This window comes from Methanomassiliicoccales archaeon (genome assembly GCA_026394395.1).
Taxonomy (GTDB): Archaea; Thermoplasmatota; Thermoplasmata; order Methanomassiliicoccales; family UBA472; genus UBA472.
Map to the genome: position 1 here is coordinate 54,054 of JAPKYK010000002.1, position 13,916 is coordinate 67,969.

At 56.6% G+C, this 13,916-nt stretch carries 18 protein-coding genes and 1 tRNA gene; 10 read left to right on the forward strand and 9 right to left on the reverse strand.

Annotated features, from left to right (window positions below; genetic code table 11):
• Positions 1-8: 8 nt before the first annotated feature.
• The 3 genes from NT131_02625 to NT131_02635 form a co-directional block, all read right to left on the reverse strand.
• A complete protein-coding gene (locus NT131_02625) occupies positions 9-776 on the reverse strand; it encodes a biotin--[acetyl-CoA-carboxylase] ligase (GenBank protein ID MCX6650539.1) in 768 nt (255 codons plus the stop codon).
• A gap of 10 nt (positions 777-786) precedes the next feature.
• A complete protein-coding gene (locus NT131_02630) occupies positions 787-1,710 on the reverse strand; it encodes a hypothetical protein (GenBank protein ID MCX6650540.1) in 924 nt (307 codons plus the stop codon).
• Between the two features lie 150 nt (positions 1,711-1,860).
• A complete protein-coding gene (locus NT131_02635) occupies positions 1,861-2,634 on the reverse strand; it encodes a hypothetical protein (GenBank protein ID MCX6650541.1) in 774 nt (257 codons plus the stop codon).
• Positions 2,635-2,754: 120 nt separating this feature from the next.
• On the opposite strand from NT131_02635, the gene NT131_02640 reads away from it, so the two are divergent.
• From NT131_02640 to NT131_02655, 4 genes are all read left to right on the forward strand, one after another.
• Positions 2,755-3,246 (forward strand): PadR family transcriptional regulator, encoded by a 492-nt coding sequence (locus NT131_02640; protein MCX6650542.1) that lies wholly within the window; start codon positions 2,755-2,757, stop codon positions 3,244-3,246.
• Positions 3,247-3,254: 8 nt separating this feature from the next.
• Positions 3,255-4,241: an ATP-binding cassette domain-containing protein gene (locus NT131_02645; protein MCX6650543.1), complete on the forward strand. Its 987-nt coding sequence runs from the start codon at positions 3,255-3,257 to the stop codon at positions 4,239-4,241.
• Between the two features lies 1 nt (position 4,242).
• A complete protein-coding gene (locus NT131_02650) occupies positions 4,243-5,043 on the forward strand; it encodes an ABC transporter permease (protein MCX6650544.1) in 801 nt (266 codons plus the stop codon).
• Positions 5,044-5,128: 85 nt separating this feature from the next.
• Complete coding sequence (locus tag NT131_02655; protein MCX6650545.1) at positions 5,129-6,070, forward strand: DUF1028 domain-containing protein; 942 nt, start codon at positions 5,129-5,131, stop codon at positions 6,068-6,070.
• Positions 6,071-6,080: 10 nt separating this feature from the next.
• Here the strand turns inward: NT131_02655 and NT131_02660 are convergent, their stop codons facing one another.
• On the reverse strand, positions 6,081-6,272 hold the full coding sequence (locus tag NT131_02660) for a CooT family nickel-binding protein (GenBank protein ID MCX6650546.1): 192 nt from the start codon (positions 6,270-6,272) through the stop codon (positions 6,081-6,083).
• 48 nt (positions 6,273-6,320) lie between these two features.
• A complete protein-coding gene (locus NT131_02665) occupies positions 6,321-6,767 on the reverse strand; it encodes a hypothetical protein (GenBank protein MCX6650547.1) in 447 nt (148 codons plus the stop codon).
• Positions 6,768-6,936: 169 nt separating this feature from the next.
• Between NT131_02665 and NT131_02670 the strand changes: the two genes are divergently transcribed.
• Positions 6,937-8,295 carry a cyclic 2,3-diphosphoglycerate synthase gene (locus NT131_02670; protein ID MCX6650548.1) on the forward strand — a complete coding sequence of 453 codons (1,359 nt, stop codon included), beginning with the start codon at positions 6,937-6,939 and terminating at the stop codon, positions 8,293-8,295.
• Positions 8,296-8,302: 7 nt separating this feature from the next.
• Here NT131_02670 and NT131_02675 read toward each other — a convergent pair whose 3' ends face one another.
• Positions 8,303-8,890, reverse strand: coding sequence for a DJ-1/PfpI family protein (locus NT131_02675; protein ID MCX6650549.1), 588 nt, complete (start codon positions 8,888-8,890; stop codon positions 8,303-8,305).
• A gap of 5 nt (positions 8,891-8,895) precedes the next feature.
• Positions 8,896-9,078 carry a hypothetical protein gene (locus NT131_02680; protein ID MCX6650550.1) on the reverse strand — a complete coding sequence of 61 codons (183 nt, stop codon included), beginning with the start codon at positions 9,076-9,078 and terminating at the stop codon, positions 8,896-8,898.
• 75 nt (positions 9,079-9,153) lie between these two features.
• On the opposite strand from NT131_02680, the gene NT131_02685 reads away from it, so the two are divergent.
• The 3 genes from NT131_02685 (at position 9,154) to NT131_02695 (ending at position 10,266) form a co-directional block, all read left to right on the forward strand.
• Positions 9,154-9,867: a pirin family protein gene (locus NT131_02685; protein MCX6650551.1), complete on the forward strand. Its 714-nt coding sequence runs from the start codon at positions 9,154-9,156 to the stop codon at positions 9,865-9,867.
• A gap of 84 nt (positions 9,868-9,951) precedes the next feature.
• Positions 9,952-10,038 (forward strand) — tRNA-Leu (locus tag NT131_02690).
• A gap of 93 nt (positions 10,039-10,131) precedes the next feature.
• Complete coding sequence (locus NT131_02695) at positions 10,132-10,266, forward strand: hypothetical protein (GenBank protein MCX6650552.1); 135 nt, start codon at positions 10,132-10,134, stop codon at positions 10,264-10,266.
• A 522-nt stretch (positions 10,267-10,788) separates the two neighbouring features.
• On the opposite strand, the gene NT131_02700 is transcribed toward NT131_02695, so the two are convergent.
• On the reverse strand, positions 10,789-11,229 hold the full coding sequence (locus tag NT131_02700; protein ID MCX6650553.1) for a tellurite resistance TerB family protein: 441 nt from the start codon (positions 11,227-11,229) through the stop codon (positions 10,789-10,791).
• 391 nt (positions 11,230-11,620) lie between these two features.
• Here NT131_02700 and NT131_02705 point away from each other — a divergent pair, with 391 nt between their 5' ends.
• Both NT131_02705 and NT131_02710 read left to right on the forward strand, forming a co-directional pair.
• On the forward strand, positions 11,621-12,028 hold the full coding sequence (locus NT131_02705; protein ID MCX6650554.1) for a cupin domain-containing protein: 408 nt from the start codon (positions 11,621-11,623) through the stop codon (positions 12,026-12,028).
• A gap of 383 nt (positions 12,029-12,411) precedes the next feature.
• Entirely contained in the window at positions 12,412-13,557 is a 1,146-nt protein-coding gene (locus NT131_02710; GenBank protein ID MCX6650555.1) for a fibronectin type III domain-containing protein, read from the forward strand.
• Between the two features lie 135 nt (positions 13,558-13,692).
• Here the strand turns inward: NT131_02710 and NT131_02715 are convergent, their stop codons facing one another.
• Positions 13,693-13,896 carry a hypothetical protein gene (locus tag NT131_02715; protein MCX6650556.1) on the reverse strand — a complete coding sequence of 68 codons (204 nt, stop codon included), beginning with the start codon at positions 13,894-13,896 and terminating at the stop codon, positions 13,693-13,695.
• Between the last annotated feature and the right edge of the window lie 20 nt (positions 13,897-13,916).

The following is a 13,916-nucleotide window of genomic DNA, read 5'->3' on the forward strand; positions in this document are numbered from 1 at the left end:
GCTACTAGCTAATGAACGTTACCTGTTTCGAACCTGACCTGCCCCCGGTCCAAGGGGACCACTTCGTGCACCGAGGTGGCGCGGTATATCATGCCGTCCTCGGAGCGCAGCACCAGGGAGCCGTCGGCCTCCAGATGCATGCCCTTCCCTTTGACCCTCTGGTCGCCCAGCCTGATCTCGAGGTCCTGGCCGAGGGACTCGGAGTACCTTTCGTAGAGGGACAGGTCCCTCTCGCCCCGTTTGAACTTGGAATAGAAGTCGTCCAGCTTGAACAGCAACAGGTTCAGGAAATGTTCCTGGTCCAGCTCCTTGCCGCAAATATGCTTGAGGCTGCCGGCCTCCGGCGAGGTGAGGTCGCCCGGCTGGGTGTTGAGGTTGACACCGATGCCCATGATCAGGAAGCGCGGCTCTCCGCCGCGGTAGCAGGCCTCCACCAGTATCCCGGCCACCTTCTTCCCTTCCAGCTTCACGTCGTTCGGCCACTTGATGCGGGGAACGGCGTGGCAGGTCTCCTCGATGGCCTGCGCCACGGGCAGGCAGGAGAGCACGGTCAGCAAGGTGAGGTCCGAGGCGGGCAGCTCGGGGCGCAGGATGATGGAAAGATAGACGCCGCCCTCCGGGGACTCCCAGCTGCGGCCCAGGCGCCCCTTCCCCCCGCTCTGGTGCTTGGCGGTGACCACTGTGCCCTCCGGCTCACCCTCGAGCGCCAGGGCCTTGGCCACCTGGTTAGTGGACTCCACTTCCTCCTTGACCAGCACCTTGCGGCCTATGAGCATCGCGCAGGCCTCAGAAGGACACGCGCCCCTTGCTGCGGAGCTTGAAGTCCCCGCCCAGGGAGGCCACGGTCTCCTGGGATATCTTCTCCAGGTCCCCGGCGTGGCTCAGGTCCGCTACCAGGTCCAGGACCATCTTCTGTCCGTAGACCAGCACGCGGGACTGCACCGCCAGCAGATTGACGTTATGCGCGGCCAGAGCCTCGGTGGTCTTGAAGATGGCCCCGGGCTTGTCCGGAATCTCGAAGGACATTTCCACTAATTGGCAATCGTTAGGCAGGAAGGACATGGACAGCACCCAGGAGTCCACGTCCCCCACCATCATGACCGGCGTGCCGTCCTGGACCCCTTCCAGGTGCTCCAGGTAATCCTTGGGGATGGCGAAGCTGGCATCCTTGATGGCCGATGGCGAGCGGCTGACCTTGCGCAGGGTCTTGACCTTGATCTTGGAGGCCTGCGGGCTGGTGAACCCCTTGGTGTAGCGGTCGCTGATGTGAGATGTGTTGATCTCCAGCCCCTCCACCTTGGAAAGGGAAGCGGGGCTGCTGCGCCTGGTGTTGGCGAACTCCTCCATCAGCTGGGTAGAGTCGCCGTAATAGGAAAGGTCGACCAGCATCTTCCACACCATAGAGATGCCGCAGGTCATGCTGACCGAGACCGAGTTGAGTATGTCCACGTTCCGGTCGGCCAGGAACTTGGCGGCCTGGGCGCAGGCGCCCGGGGCGTCAATCATGTAGAAGGTGAGATTACATAGTTCCCGGTAGTTCTCCGGTCCGAAGGTGGAAAGGACCATCTCGTGCCCCCGCGTCCCGTTCTGCTCGTACCTGAAGAGGGTGGAGTACACCTGGCTCCCGTCCTCCAGGCCCAGGCGCTGGCGGACCTTGTCTCCAATCCTGACCTTGCCGTCCTTAACCCTGCCGAAATCCCATAGCTTCATATGTGGACCCAAGCGCCAAATATTGTACCCCCTGATAAAGATTATCATGCGAATCTTAGGGGGATTCAAAAAATTCCCGGAGCTCCGTTATGGACGCGACGATCGGTCCACGAGCTTTTCCCGGGTGAACTGACAGCGCATGGGGCGGGCTCAGTCCTCGTCCCCGCCCATCTCGTACTCCAGGACCTCCTCGACCCGGCAACGGCAACTGAGGCAATCGTTCAGCGGCTCGGTCTGGGCCATCCTGGCCCCCCGCTCGGTGATGCGCCGCAGCTTACCCTCGGCCAGCTCGACCAGGCCACGGGTGGACAGCTCCACGATCGCCGAGTCCACGGCCTCGCGCAGAGAGTTGTCCTCGACCTCGATCAACGCTGAACTGACCTGGTCCAGGCTGCGAACGGCGGAAACGACCCCGATGACCGAGCGGTGCACGCCCAACCGGCGCAGCGAGGGTATGAAAGGGTTGAAAAAGTCGAAGGAAAGGCTGTCCAGGTCCAGCTCCTTTCCCTCCAGTTCCTGGGGGACGTACCAAAGGAGCTCCGGAGGTTCCACGATGTCGTCCCAAAGGTTGGGCGATAGCTCGGCCACCTTCTCCGGGGGAAGCTTCCAACGCAGCACCAGGGGATAGTTGCGCAGCAGGAAGCCCAGGCTGCCCAGCACGTCGTCCGCGTCCCGGTGCACCGGTCGGCAGAGGTCGTTGGCGTCGTTGACCCCTTCCTCGTCCATTTCCAGCCGGGAACTCCACATGAGGTCGAAGAGCACCAGCTTGGGCAAGTTGACGGTGTACACCGAGGTGACCTGATAGGGGCTGCTGAGCAAGGTCTGGGTCTCCTCCTCCACCGCCTTCATCAGGCCGCCGGGAGACACCAGCCACACCCAGTCCTCCCACAGGTCCTCAGGGATCTCGTCGAAGGTCAGCTCCATGTTATTTCGAAAAGCCTTACTGCTTTTAATAACAACTGCTGGCGGCCGACGCCAATTATATTATAGCATGTGCACAGTACCGCCCTACTTAGTAGAGGTCTACCTAAGAGGTCGGAACGCATGATGGGCAAGGTCCACGTTTACAAAGGCAACCGCATCAGCCCCTCGCAGCTGATAATGATGGTCCTGCTGCAGGAGAGGCCGATGTACGGTTACGAGGTCTTGAAATCCCTGCGCGAGAAATACGAGGGCGTCTGGGAGCCGCAGACCGGGTCGGTGTACCCCGCTCTGCGCCGGCTGCAGGAGCACGGTCTGCTCGATGTGAAGAAGACGGAGGGCAAGGACCATTACTCCCTGAGTGAGGAGGGGAGCGCCTGGTTGGAGGAGAAGCTGACCGCCCTGTCCTCCGGTGTTCTGTACATGTCCCGGACCATGGAGATACTGGGCCTGGCCGCCAAGAAGAACCGAGAGACCAGGGCCTTCGTCCCCCTGGACGAGGAACCGCTGGAGAAGCAACTGGCCATCATAAAGGAAATGCATGAAGCGATGCAGAACAACCTGCAGATGATAGAAGAGCATATCGCTGAACTGGAGAAGGAGATGAGGAACTGAGCGCGATAATCGAAGTCAAGGACCTTACCAAGGTCTATAATGGGTCAATAAAAGCCGTGGATGATATATCGTTCGAGGTCAAGGAAGGGGAGATATTCGGATTCCTGGGACCCAACGGAGCTGGGAAGACGACCACCATCAAGATGCTGACCACCCTTTTGTTGCCGACCAGCGGTCTGTGCACCGTCTGCGGTTACGATTCGGTAAAGCATCCGACCGAGGTACGCAAGTCCATCGGCCTGGTGCCCCAGGAACTGACGGTGGATGACGACCTAACGGGGCGTGAGAACATGATTCTGCAGTCCACGCTTTACGGAGTCGACCTCAAGCTGGCCAAGGAGCGGATCGGCGAGCTCCTATTGCTGGTGAAGCTGGACGAGGCGGCCGACCGCATGGTCAAGACGTACTCGGGCGGGATGCGCAAGCGCCTGGAGCTGGCCGAGGGTCTGATCCACCGACCCAAGGTGCTTTTCCTAGACGAACCGACGCTAGGGCTCGACATCCAGACCAGGACGACCATGTGGGAGCACATCCGGGAACTGAAGAAGAGCTCGAACATGACGGTGTTCATGACCACGCATTACCTGGAGGAGGCCGATTCGCTGTGCGATCGCATCGGCATAATCGACCAGGGTAAGATCATGGCGATGGACACCCCTCAGGCGCTTAAAAAGTCCCTGGGGGGCGACGTGATATCGCTGAAAGTGGAGGAGGAAGGGGATTTCTCCCCAACCATCGGTGCTGTCGACGGAGTGTTCAGCGTAAAGAAAGAGGACGGCTCGTACCGGGTCAAGGTGCTCAATGGCGAGACGGTGACCGCTCCGTTGCTGCAGGAGATCACCAAAATGGGAGGCAAGGTCACCTACGTGAGCCTGGAACGCCCTAACATGGACCAGGTGTTCCTAGAATACACTGGAAGGTCGCTGCGCGACGCGGAGCAGGCCGGGAGCTTCGATAAGATGGCGTCCGCAAGGCAGATGAGGAGGTCGAGGTGAGATGATCCGCGAAACATTATCGCTGACGGTGCGCGAGCTCAAGCATTGGTACCGGGCCAGGATACAGATCTTGATGACGTTGGTCCAGCCGATCATATGGCTCGGACTTTTCGGTCAGGCCTTTCCCATCAATATGCCCCCGGCGATGCTCAATGGCGCGCCGGACTATATGTCGTACATGGCGGTCGGAATGCTGGCGGTGACAGCGCTGTTCACCTGCATGTTCAGCGGCATGTCCATCGTCTGGGACCGACGTTTCGGTTTCCTCAACAAGCTTCGGGCCGCCCCCATACCGCGCGGTGTGATCCCGGTGTCCAGGGTCATGGCCTCGGTGGTCAGGGCGGTCATATCCGCTCTGATGGTGCTGCTGATAGCCCTGATCTTCACGCAAATACCTGGGCTGAAAGGCCTGACGGTCACCTCGGACTTCGGCGTGCTGAACGCGCTTGGGTTGCTGTTCATACTGATACTGCTGGCAACGGCGTTCGCCGCGATATTCGTGGCCATCGCGCTGACCATCAAGCAACAGGAGACCTTGTTCGGCGTGATCAACCTGCTCAACCTCCCGTTGATGTTCGCCTCGGCAGCCCTGTTCCCGATAAGTGGTATGCCGGGATGGCTACAGTCGGTAGCCAAACTGAACCCACTGACCCTGGCGGTTGATGGTATGAGGCAGCTACTGTTCTCCGGTTCGGTGGGGATTTACCCGCTGGCCACGGATATCATCGGTCTTACGGCGTTCGCGGCCGTCTTCGTGACACTAGGAATATTGGTGGCCATGCGCGCTCTGAAGGAGAAATAAACCTGAAAAGGGCGGCAACGCCCCCATCTCACAATTTTCCCAACCTTTATTTTCATCTATTATCATCTGCGAAACGGTGTCCCCTTTGTCCGTCCCATCTGCCAGATCCGATCCTAAGTCACCGTTCACCCATACCTACTCCATAGTCGCCCGGGACGAAAGCACGGGAGAGATGGGAGCCGGCGTCCAGTCCCACTGGTTCTCTGTCGGTACGGTCGTACCATGGGCCTTGGCCGGGGTGGGAGCGGTGGTGACGCAATCCTTCACCAATCTGGCCTTCGGCCCGCGGGGGCTGGAACTGTTGGCCGAGGGATCGTCCCCGCAGGAAGCGGTGGAGCGCTTGACCGAAGCGGACGGAGGACGGGACTATCGGCAGCTGGCAGTGCTCGATTCCCGCGGGCAGGCCTTCGCCTACACGGGAAGGAAGTGCGTGGCCGAAGCCGGGCACAGGTGCGGCAAGAACTTCTCCGTCCAGGCCAACATGATGCTGAACGATACCGTCTGGGGGGCTATGGCCGAAGCCTTTGAAAGGTCCGAGGGACCGCTAGCGGAAAGAATCCTGACCGCCTTGGAAGCCGCAGAATCGGCCGGCGGGGACGCCCGCGGCCGCCAGAGCGCCGCTATCGTAATGGTCAAAGGCCAAAGCACCGGAGAGATATGGAAGGACCGGGCGGTCGACCTGCGCGTGGACGATCACCATGAACCCTTGAAGGAGATGCGCCGGCTCCTGCAGGTGCACCGGGCCTATGAGAGCATGGACGCCGGGGACGCGGCCATGGAGAAAGAGAACATGACCGGGGCGCTGAGAAGCTATTCCGAGGCCGAGGCGCTCTTCCCGCAGAACGAGGAGATGGTCTTCTGGCACGCGGTGGCCCTGGCCAACAACGGTCGTTTGGAAGAATCCCTGCCGTTGTTCCATCAGGTGTTCAAAAGGAACGCCAACTGGAAGGTCCTGTTGCCACGTCTGCTGCCGAACGGGATGCTCAGGCTGAGCGAGGAGCAGGTCCGACGGATAATCGGTTCGTGACGGAAGGTGTTCACTCCTTCTCCAGGACCACGTTGTTGCTCAGGAGGTTAATCTCCTTGACCCGGACGTTGTGGAACTCCAGTCGCTCCCCCACGTCGTCCAGGATGACCAGCATATCGCCCTCCTTCACCAGCCTGACGGCGTTCTGCATGAGCTCCAGCACCCCGTCTCCGGTGGACATGTATACCGTGGAACGGCACATGCGTCTGATATATCCGTGCCAGGTAAAAAACGATTCTATGGAAGATCCTCAGGCGAACTTCCACTGGGCGTACTTGCCCCGTTTCTTGGTGAGTGGGACGATGACCCCCTGCATGGTGAAGGCGTAGCGCACCGGCACCCGCTTGCGCGGCCCGGTCCAGTAAGGGCACTTGGTGCACTTGAACCCCAGTTCCACCTGCTTGTCCTCGAGCGTCTGGTTATGCAGCTCTTCCGTGGGCGAGCAGCACACCGGGCAGCGCCCTTTGTGGCTCGGCTCCCTGGTCTCCCGGTACAGGATGGTGACCTTGGCCAAGTTCCGGTGCAAGGCCATCCGTCTCATCCGGACCTCCCCCACTTTATACTCGGGGTTCTTCTTCTTAAGGTCCTCCAGAACCAGCTCGGTGAAGCGACGTTGGGAGGGGATGTTCTGCTGCTCCCGGATTATCCTCCTTATGGAATCCTCAAGGACCTTGGCGGAGGGTATGCGGTAGGCCATCCGGAATGAATCGATACGTGAATACTCAAAACTTTGCTAAGCCTCATTTTCCGTAACGGTCCGAATGCCAATGATACGACCCTCTGACCGGCGTCCATCAACGACCGGCCATGTTCCAAGGCAGAAAACTGTATTATCGACCGTCCCGATTGCCGGTACAAGGTAGCGCATGAAACAGAGCAAGGTCGTCATCATGGGCGCGGCTGGGCGCGATTTCCATAATTTCAACACCTACTTCCGGGACAACGAGAGGTACAAGGTCGTGGCCTTCACCGCCGCCCAGACCCCCAATATAGAAGGCCGCTGCTACCCCGCGGCCCTGGCTGGCTCCCTCTATCCACAGGGCATCCCCATACTGGCCGAGGAGGACCTTCCGTCCATCATCCGCAAGGAGAAGGTGGACCAGGTCATATTCGCCTACAGCGACATTTCGCACGCAGAGCTCATGCACAAGGCCTCCTGGGTGCTGTCCATGGGCGCCGACTTCCGCATGATGGGCAACAGCAAGATAACCCTGCGGGCGAACAAGCCAGTGATATCCATCTGCGCCGTGCGCACCGGGGCGGGAAAGACCCAGACCACCCGACGGCTCTGCGCCATATTGAAAGGGAGGGGACTGAAGGTGGTCGTGGTACGGCATCCCATGCCCTACGGCGATCTCACGAAGCACACCCTGCAACGCTACGGGGACAAATCGGACCTGGACCGGTTCGACTGCACCATCGAGGAGCGGGAGGAGTACGAACCGCTCATCGAGAACGGGGTGGTGGTCTATTCCGGCATCGACATGGAACTGCTGCTGAAGGACGCGGAGAAGGAGGCGGACATCATCGTCTGGGACGGCGGGAACAACGACCTGCCGTTCCTGGAAAGCAACCTTCACATCGTCCTCACCGACCCGCACCGCCCCGGGCACGAGATATCCTATCACCCGGGCGAAGTGAACCTGCGGCTGGCGAACGTGATAATAATCAACAAGGTGCAGACAGCCGACCGCCGCAACATACTCAAGGTCAAGGAGAACATCGCCAAGTACAACCCCAAGGCCATAGTGATCGAGGCGGCCTCACCGATAAAGGTCGACGACCCCTCCATGGTCAAGGGGAAGAGGGCGCTGGTGGTCGAGGACGGACCGACGCTCACCCACGGGGAGATGGCCTTCGGGGCGGGGACCATCGCCGCCGAAGACAGCGGGGCCCTGGACATCATTGACCCGAGACCTTATGCGGTGGGGTCCATCAAGGCGCTGTACGACCGTTACAGGCACCTGGGGCCGATACTCCCGGCCATGGGCTACACCGACGAGCAGATCAAGGATATGGAGGAGACCATCAACCGCGCCGATTGCGACGTGGTCGTCGCCGGCACGCAGGTGGACCTCCGCCGGATCATGAACGTCAACAAACCTATCGTCCGCGTGCGGTACGAGCTGGCGGAGATCGGTCATCCCAACCTGGAGGACGTCATCGACCAGGAACTTGGGCCGATACTCTTCGCCTGCCACGACGGCTCCTGCAAGGTCAAATGACCTGCGGTCACTTACGGTCCCGAAGCCAATTCAGGCCGTCCTGGGCCTGCTTCTCCGTCTCGTAGATACCCATCTGCCTGCCCATCTCCACTGCGAACTCTGGATAAGCCTGTCCCTTTCCGGTGATGATGTTGCCGTCGACCGTCACATACTCGTTGGTGAAGACGGTCTTGAAGAACATCTCTCCCGGGTCGTCGATGCTGTGCGTGCACCTGCGTCCATCTAGAACGCCGGCGTAGGCCAGCCACCTCGGTCCGCCACAGATGGCCGCCAGCTTGCCGCCTCTCTTGTTCACTGCTCTGATCAGCGATACAAGTACGTCGACCTTTTCCTTCATGGCCGGGTCGTTGATGATATCCAATGGATGCCCTCCGGGTATGACCAACAAGTCGACGTCGTCCGGGTCGACCTCCGTGGCGTCCATGTCGACAACGGTCCAAAGGTTCTCAAGAGAGCGGCAAGGTTCCTTGCCGAGGCCGACCGTGGCGGTCCTTTTGTTCATGAGGTTGTTGGCTACAAATACTAGCTCGAAGCCAGCGTACCCGTCGTAGAGCAGATAGAAGATCCTGGGTCGGTCTTTCTTTGTCTCTGTCATTCACCTCACCTCCAGAACTTACGTTGCGAGTTGCGTTTGGAATCCCCGAACAATCTCGACCATCGACTTGGGATATCCTTCCGTTCGATGTCCGTACCGCCGCAGAGCGGGCAACGCTCCAACCTGAGCTCGGTGCTCACCTCGAAATCGTGGCCGCTCGCGCAATGCCAGGCGATCTTTCGTTCCATTTGCCCGCACCCTTCCGACACCTCATTGGCGGCAGGCGATTTATTCATATCCCCACACGTCACATATTATCGTTCATGACCGTTTCCAGGAAGGTGGCCAAGACCATCGCCGGTCCACCTACCAGCAACGGTGCCGGTGTGAAGCTCATCAGGATGTTCAGCCGGGACGAAGCGAAGATGATGGACCCCTTCCTCATGCTGGACCTCTTCGGCTCCGACCGCCCCAAGGATTACATGGCCGGTTTCCCTATGCACCCTCACCGGGGCATCGAGACGGTCACCTATATGCTGGAAGGACGCGTGGACCACCGAGACAGCCTGGGGAACGAGGGGACAATCGGCCCCGGGGACGTGCAATGGATGACCGCCGGGAGCGGGATATTGCACGAGGAGATGCCCCAGCTGGGGGAGGGACGGTTAAAAGGGTTTCAGCTGTGGGTGAACCTTCCCCACACCAGCAAAATGATTCCCCCGAAATACCGGGAAATCAAGCGCAACGATATACCTATATCCGGCGTCAAGAACATCTTCGTGGTGGTGTACGACGGGGCGGTCAAGCTAGGCGAGGAGAGGAAGGACGTGGCGTCCGGCAACCTAGCGCTGTTCGGTCCCGGTGACAAGGTCAGGATGGAAGTGGGCAAGAAGGCGGCGAAGTTCCTGGTGGTGTCCGGGGTTCCCTTGCGGGAACCGATCGCCTGGAGCGGGTCAATCGTCATGAATACCACCGAGGAGCTGAACCAGGCCTTAGCCGAACTGGAGGACGGTTCGTTCATCAGGAAGAACAGGTGACCCGCTGAGAGCGCACGTTCTATTTTCCCAATCGCCCCTCTCATTGGCAAATTTATTATGGTCATTCCGCCATCGCCGAAGCACGCGGGGGTAGCCAAGCTTGGCCAACGGCGCAGGACTTAAGATTCTGTCCCTAGCGGTTCAAGGGTTCGAATCCCTTCCCCCGCACCATCAATCAAAGGTTTTATTTCGTCTGGTATGCTAGGATTATCAATCTTTTAACATAAAAATGAAAGGGGGAAATACCTGGGTCTGTTCGGGCTTGTGTCATCGTTCGGCTGGTTCGGCTCGACCTTCATAGGCGACATTCTGTACGACACGTATGATAACGGATGGATGATGTGCGGTATACTGGCGTTCCTTGGCCTAGTAATGGCGGTGGGAATGCTCCCGTTCTGAGCACACATGAGGGTCAAGGCCGCCAAGGTAAACGATTAAGTCAGTCTGGTTCAGATAGTCAACATACGCTTTTTAGACCGGTTTAATTAACTTTAACATCTAAATATCTCTATTCTCCACAGATAACTATGAGCGATATGAAAAAGAAAAAGAAGGGAGCGGGTGAACCCCCGGCGAACAATAATCGGTCAGATCACAGGAATTCGAAGCCCTCATCCTCCGTTGTAAGCGCGGTCAACAATTCTAACCAGAATAAAGGATCGAAGAGCAAGAAGTAAAAAAACGCATCCGATGAGATTTCCCAGATGAGGATAATTTTACGGATGATCATTTTTATTATGTCCGATCACTGAAATTATATCCCTGACCTTTGATCATTGGCTAGAAGGTCGAAGGCAGGGCAAACGGCAAGCATCATTAGATGAAAAGGGTCATTTTGAATAATTGTATACTACCCCTGCACTTGAATTTTTAATCCAACAAGAACATGACTGTATTAAATAAAAAATGAAAAGGGCTTTTTCAGCCCTTGCTCTTGATCATCATGACCTCGATGATCTTGACCGCCTCGTCCTCCGGGACGCCGAGGGTCTGCTGTATCTTGGTCAGCAGCTTCTTCTCCTCCTCGACAATGTCCCCATCGGCGAGAGCCAGGTCGGTAGCCACGGCGAAGGCGGTCGCCTTGAGCTCCTCAGGCAGTGACTCCTTCGACATCATGACCAAGGCGTCCACGCCCTGGCGCTTTATGATGTTGATTAGCTTGTTGAGCATAGAAGACATCTGATGCTCGTTGTATCCGGAGAACATCTTCGTCCTCAGGAGCGCCATGTACAGTCCGTGTGCCTCTTCGTCGGTTATGACCCCATCAGCCGCGATCGAGGCCAGGCTAACACCGGCGAACGCCTCTTCCTTGCTCAGCTTTACTTTCTCATCCTTCGAGCCAAATTTATCGAACAGACCCATGATTTTCCCTCATTTCCGTTTAATCCATGCTAAATTGTTCAAAGCGATCCATTTTCTCTGAACGTTTTAACCCACGTTGGATTTTTAGCCTTGAATAACTAGTCTTCAATATAGCTATCGATAATACAATATGGCCTCATGCAATCGTTACATGTATCTTTGGTCACTAGAGGAAAGGGATCCTGTCCTTTGTGGTTCAAGGGTTCCAATCCTTTTTCCACGATCTTGATCTCATAAATTAATAACGAACCTCATCTCGAACCATCGGGTCCAGATGGGTGACGGTGACCTACTAAAAATTTCTGTCTAATTATACGGTATTTGATTAACAAATTAATATGGGTACTATCAATTGATACAGATACCGACTTATTGGAGAAAAGGTGAGCATATGAAGAAAAAGAAAGGATTTTCTGAAAATTTAGAAAAAGAAACAAGGAACAACGCTGATTTCCGTCGGGTCCTTTACACAGGTAAGTTCAGCCAACTTGTTCTGATGAACTTGAAGCCAGGTGAAGATATCGGCGAGGAGGTCCATGATACCGTCGATCAGTTCTTCAGGTTCGAGGAGGGCGAGGGCAAGGTCGTCATCGATGGCGTTGAGAACCTGGTCAAGGATGGCAGCGGGGTCATCGTTCCCTCGGGAGCAAGGCACAACGTGATCAATACCTCCTCAAAAAAGAACCTTAAGTTGTACACCATCTATTCGCCGCCCGAGCACATCGACAAGGTAGTCAGACACACAAAGGCCGATGCGCTCAAAGAGCCGGAAGAGTACGACGGCAAACCTACTGAGTGAAGAGTTGATCAAAAACCTTTTCCAATTATTTCCTTTGTTTATTAGAATAATATTGGGAATTATTTGTCATCCCCATACTTGTTGGCAATAATTAACGGAACGATGGCTATCATAGGGTTCGAGGATCTTCCCTATACCATCATGCTTTGGTTTAAAGGAAATACCGTTGAAAAAGCGACGCTATTATTTTTGTCATTCTGAAATATATAACGAAATAATCATCAAAAAGCCATTAAAACCTTTATTAAGCAGGCGAAATCCATCTATTCCGTATCGAAGCGAGCTATCGTAACAAAATGGGGTGTCGAATGAAACTGAGGTCTGGAATTTCTGTACTATCCACGATTGTAGTGCTTATGCTTCTATTTGGAGCGTTCTTCGTTGTGGCCATAGACTCAGTGGCCGCTGCTCAGGACGGCGACTATATCTATACAACGGGAGGCAGTCCCACCGTTGCCACGATCACGGGATACTCCGGAGCCGGCGGTTCGATCGTCATCCCCTCCACGCTTGGTGTGTATGCCACAGCGGCCATCGGAGATGGCGCGTTCGAATATTGGGAGACCATCACTTCCGTGACCATACCCAGCAGCGTCACCTCGATTGGGAATGGGGCGTTCCAATACTGCGCCAACCTGACCTCCGTGACCATACCCAGCAGCGTAACCTCGATCGGGGCCTGGGCGTTCGCTTATTGCACCTCTCTAACTTCCGTGACCATACCCAACGGCGTCACCTCGATCGGGAGCAATGCGTTCGCCTTATGTACCGCCCTTACCTCCATCACCATTCCGAACAGCGTCACGTCCATCGGGGGCTTTTCGTTCTCCCAATGCACCAACCTGACATCGATGACCATCGGAAGTGGCGTTACGACCATCGGGATAGCGGCGTTCTCCTACTGCACATCCCTGACCTCCGTGGCCATCCCCGGCAATGTCACCTCAATCGGGAAAAATGCGTTCCAGTACTGCGCCAACCTAACTTCGATATCGTTCAAAGGGTTGATCCCCCCGACCAACATTGGTGTGAATTGGATATTAGAAACCAACGCGGGATTACTGGGTCACGCATACAACCGATCTAGCTTTCCCGTTCCTGGAGACTATTATTATGGATTAATGATGGGTATGTACAATCCCGTCCCTCCCCAAGCTCCCACCGATCTCTCGGCCACTCTGGATGACGAACAGGCGATCCTGGCATGGGTCGCTCCAGCGGACAACGGCTGGAACGCCATCACCAGCTACAATGTCTATCGTTCCAATACCGAGAACGGGACCTACGTCCTTGTGGCCTCGCTCTCCAACACGACCTATAACGATACCGGCCTGAGCGACGGCCATACATATTGGTACAAGGTGGCTGCGGTGAACGTAGCCGGCGAGGGGCACCAAAGCTCTGTGGCCTCAGTCGTCCTGCCCGAATCCAGCATAATCAGCGACAACATGATGCTGATATTGGGGGCAGTGATCGCGATTGTTCTGCTATTGGTTGTGGCGTTCCTGTTCATGCGTCGGAAGAAGTGAACATCGCCTGAACAAAACCCTTCCTAATATCAATTGTCCATGGACCGATGCTAACCTTAAAGGTCGATTGTCCGGACCAGCGCCGACCATGGCATAACCGTTCAACAGAACACGATCCCGATCTTCAAGGCCAGATCAGGCCTTCCAGAGTTCGTCGGTGACGATTTCCTTATTATCATCCAATCGCACGATGTCGACGAAGACGTACTTGCCCACAGGGATGCCGATCTCCTTCAAGCGCTTCATGGTCGTCCTCTTGGAGTCCTCGTTGTTCTCGCATTCGATGGTCCCGCTGGTGATCTGTCCAGACCAGTTTATCTTGTACTCATACTTGAACATCTGATCGTCCCCGTGAATGC

Bases quoted from the DNA above. Each gene is read 5' to 3' on its own strand.
- NT131_02625 (MCX6650539.1), bottom strand. From the start codon at position 776: ATGCTCATAGGCCGCAAGGTGCTGGTCAAGGAGGAAGTGGAGTCCACT.
- NT131_02630 (MCX6650540.1), bottom strand. From the start codon at position 1,710: ATGAAGCTATGGGATTTCGGCAGGGTTAAGGACGGCAAGGTCAGGATT.
- NT131_02635 (MCX6650541.1), bottom strand. From the start codon at position 2,634: ATGGAGCTGACCTTCGACGAGATCCCTGAGGACCTGTGGGAGGACTGG.
- NT131_02640 (MCX6650542.1), top strand. From the start codon at position 2,755: ATGATGGGCAAGGTCCACGTTTACAAAGGCAACCGCATCAGCCCCTCG.
- NT131_02650 (MCX6650544.1), top strand. From the start codon at position 4,243: ATGATCCGCGAAACATTATCGCTGACGGTGCGCGAGCTCAAGCATTGG.
- NT131_02660 (MCX6650546.1), bottom strand. From the start codon at position 6,272: ATGTGCCGTTCCACGGTATACATGTCCACCGGAGACGGGGTGCTGGAG.
- NT131_02665 (MCX6650547.1), bottom strand. From the start codon at position 6,767: ATGGCCTACCGCATACCCTCCGCCAAGGTCCTTGAGGATTCCATAAGG.
- NT131_02670 (MCX6650548.1), top strand. From the start codon at position 6,937: ATGAAACAGAGCAAGGTCGTCATCATGGGCGCGGCTGGGCGCGATTTC.
- NT131_02675 (MCX6650549.1), bottom strand. From the start codon at position 8,890: ATGACAGAGACAAAGAAAGACCGACCCAGGATCTTCTATCTGCTCTAC.
- NT131_02680 (MCX6650550.1), bottom strand. From the start codon at position 9,078: ATGGAACGAAAGATCGCCTGGCATTGCGCGAGCGGCCACGATTTCGAG.
- NT131_02685 (MCX6650551.1), top strand. From the start codon at position 9,154: ATGACCGTTTCCAGGAAGGTGGCCAAGACCATCGCCGGTCCACCTACC.
- NT131_02700 (MCX6650553.1), bottom strand. From the start codon at position 11,229: ATGGGTCTGTTCGATAAATTTGGCTCGAAGGATGAGAAAGTAAAGCTG.
- NT131_02705 (MCX6650554.1), top strand. From the start codon at position 11,621: ATGAAGAAAAAGAAAGGATTTTCTGAAAATTTAGAAAAAGAAACAAGG.
- NT131_02715 (MCX6650556.1), bottom strand. From the start codon at position 13,896: ATGTTCAAGTATGAGTACAAGATAAACTGGTCTGGACAGATCACCAGC.